The organism is Phycisphaerae bacterium, from assembly GCA_041652575.1.
Taxonomy (GTDB): Bacteria; Planctomycetota; Phycisphaerae; order Sedimentisphaerales; family UBA12454; genus UBA12454.
This window is the reverse complement of the sequence record JBAZHC010000027.1, coordinates 1-3203: the sequence shown is the minus strand read 5'-3', so window position 1 is coordinate 3203 and position 3203 is coordinate 1. Positions and strand designations below refer to the sequence as shown.

At 46.3% G+C, this 3203-nt stretch carries 3 protein-coding genes; all 3 read right to left on the bottom strand.

All coding sequences use genetic code 11. The features are described 5' to 3' along the window. Window positions 1–220, bottom strand: a 220-nt coding sequence (locus WC496_12760) for a hypothetical protein (GenBank protein ID MFA5293884.1), incomplete at its 3' end; no start/stop codon positions are given. Next, the gene (locus tag WC496_12755; protein MFA5293883.1) at window positions 214–1434 is read right to left on the bottom strand and encodes a hypothetical protein; all 1221 of its coding nucleotides are present in this window, start codon (window positions 1432–1434) and stop codon (window positions 214–216) included. The genes WC496_12755 and WC496_12760, both read right to left, overlap by 7 nt. A gap of 285 nt (window positions 1435–1719) precedes the next feature. After that, the coding region (locus tag WC496_12750) for a hypothetical protein (protein ID MFA5293882.1) at window positions 1720–3203 on the bottom strand (1484 nt) is incomplete at its 5' end.

Here is a 3203-nt window from a genome sequence, read left to right as displayed (position 1 = left end):
CCGGTACTACCTGACTGAAAATAAAATTGCCTTCATCAGAGGTATTTACCTGTTCCTGTGTTTCAGCAATCAGGACTTGTGCGGCAGCAAGAGGCGCCTCAAAATCTTTATCGTAGATAATGCCGCGGATACCGCCTGCCTGCTCATCCGCGACGGCAGCAAAAGACAAAAATAACGTTAATAAAAATACACAGCACCGCAACTTCCGCCGATTTACCATGGTGCCCCCAATGATTCGCTAATCTGACGAATTCGTGACCAAAGTTCGGCGTCAGGTTCGACAGCATATAAAACCATTGAGCAGCAGGTCGCGGACAAATCTTCGGCTCTCGGCCTGGAATTAGGATTTTCGACTCCCGCCTCAACAGCCAGTTTATAAACTGACAATGCAGCCTGGGTATTACCCATTGACGAATACATCCGAGCAATACGACGAAATGCTTCTGCGCGGTAAATGTTGATAATTAAATTTTTCTTCTCGTTATATAAATTTAAAATGGCATCGGCGTCACCAAGAGCTTTTTCAGTTTCCCCTGCGCGAAAACGCAACTCAGTCAGCATCGTCCGGTATTTAATAAGCTGCTCAAGCGGCCATTGACTGTTATCTAAAATAAACTTCGCTTCATTTACCAGTTCGAGGGCTTTGTTCGGGTCGTTGTGTTCGATATAAGATTGAGAAATGTCGGCCAGTAACTCCAAAAAAATAAAACCCGGCAGCTTATATTTTTCCAAAGCAGTCCGTATTTTCTCTTCGGCGAGCGAGCGACGTTCGGCATTATCGTAAAAACGGTCGAAAAGAACTGCATATGCCTGAAGAGTATTTCTTATGACGTCGAAATCCCCCCTGTCAATCAACGAATCCAGCGCTTCGACCTGTGCGTCGAAAGAGTTGGCGTCCGAAACAGATATTTTTGCCGACTGGAATTTGCCGGTCTCGGAATTTGTCAGGTCGCTATTATATCGTTCTGCCTTTTCGGTCTGTTTAAGAAGCGCGTAAGTCTGGGCGATTTTCGTCTTGATTCTGTCCGTCTGCCATTTTTGACCGGTACTTTTCTCTGCAACCGAACCGGCAAATTCTATATATTTTTCCGCACTGTCTGTGTAGCCCTGCTCGGCACAGTAGAACGCGATATCGGCATAACATAAACCGCGTCGCCAATCATCGATTCGTTCAGCATAAGCAGCAGCGAGTCTTGCCTGGTCAAGTTTCAAACATACATCAACAACCGCCTCCTGCGCCTTCGACCGGTCTTTGATATGCGGGTCAACTGGAATCGATGTAGCCGTTTCAAAAGCGATATTAAGCAGCTCGCTTTGAAATTCTGAAATCGGTTTATCTAACGGAACGTCTTTTTGAATCTTTTTGTTACATCCAGTAACAACTAAAAGAAGAAAAACGCTCATTAAAAACCGTAAATTCGCTGCTGAATGCATAATATCAACCTGTAAAAGACGCTTTAAACTAATCGTTAAATAAACAGGACAGCCTGCCAGAATCTGTCCCGGCGGTTTAGAGGGGTTTATTTTCTAACCCGGCCCACTCCTTTTACTGGAATTAAACCGCGAAAATATGTGAGGAATGTTAGAAGAGCATTTTATTTACGTTAGCGAAAAATTGCTCTTTTCAGTACTGATATGCGGCAAGCAGGATAAAAATAAAAAAATGGCAGGGCATTAAGCCACTGCCATTTTGTGTGTTAGATTAGGTCAATCTAAATTTTATATAAGAAGCCAATCCTCGGCAAATTCTGCAAAGTCGAACAGGTTTATATCATCATCACAATTCAAATCACTGTTTGATCTATCAATCATCCCGTATGAATCTGCCGCTGTCCAGTCGGTCAGCCAGTTGTCACCGCAGCTGAAGCCACCTGCGCCTTTGGTAAAGGCATCTGCTGTGGAAATGGGGTTGAGCAGAATAACCGGTTCCATCTTTTTGCCGCCGGGAAGTACCTGCGGGCCGCGAACGATTTTCTGAATCGGCATATCAGCCGGCTCTTTCACGTTCGTCGCTGCCTGAAGGCCGTTATAACCGCCGGCACTTGTTACACCAACAACATCGGCTTCGTTATATCTTTTAACATTATAAAACACGCTGTTGGTAATCTGTGCGAGCTTGGCCGGTGGTTCGCAGCAGCAGCACAGAAATCTGTACAAGTCGTTCGGGTCATATTCGCAACCGCGAGGATCTGCCCAGGCCGAACCTGCCCAAGTCGCGAAATCGGTCTGCCAAGTGTCTCTCCACGACATTGTACCATCAGCAGAACTAATTCTTATCGGGTTAGTTGAAACCCAGTTACTACTCTTATAAGGTGCTTCGGACTCGAGGCCGTCATAACCATTTGCACCATCACCATCGGTATTATCAAATCCGACAAGGTCATCGCCCAAATCCATCCAAATGCAAGATTTGTACTGTACGCGGGCATTGTCACGCCAGCAAGTTCCGAAATCGCCGTCCGGCTGACCAATGACGGTGAAGTACTTAATTCTGGTTGTTGTCATCGGCTGGGCATCTGCATCCTCGGCACCGTCGGTTTCGAAGCAGTTATCACCAACACCTGAACCCTGAGATGCATCAGCGCAGTAACCCTGAACAATAATACCGTATTCGATGCAGCCGCGATATCCTTCGTCAATATCCAGACTGTCGTCACCGATATTCCAGATACTGATGTGGTCCAAATCAACTGTCCCACCCCAAATCTCGATACCGTCATCAACGTTGTTCATGATTTCGACGTGACTAATCTCTGTTCCACGACCAATGGCTCCCAGTGAAAGGCCGTTAAGCTCGTTCTGGAGTTCAATTACCTTTCCACCGTAACGAAGTGAAAGGTAGCGAATGCAGCCGCTGTCATCGTCATCATTGTCACCGCCGTATAATACGTTTGGGTCTCCGGTGAAAGTTGCCGTTAAACCTTCCATAATCTTCTTATTAAGACCGGTAGGACACTTCGAGTTGTTAACGGCTGGAGCGCCGGCACCATCAACATAACTGACTATTGCATCGCCATAATGCGAAGCGGAAATCAGGGCCTCGCCCATTAAGGTCAGATTACCCCATTCATTACAAGCCGGACGCCAGGTACCTGTCTTGGGGTCACCCATTGTAATAATGTCATTTACATCGTTACCATCGTATGTAACTACGCTGCCGTCCCAGGTTGCAACGTCATTTGCGGAAGTCATAATTACCGGCT

Bases quoted from the DNA above. Each gene is read 5' to 3' on its own strand.
- WC496_12755 (MFA5293883.1), bottom strand. From the start codon at position 1,434: ATGCATTCAGCAGCGAATTTACGGTTTTTAATGAGCGTTTTTCTTCTT.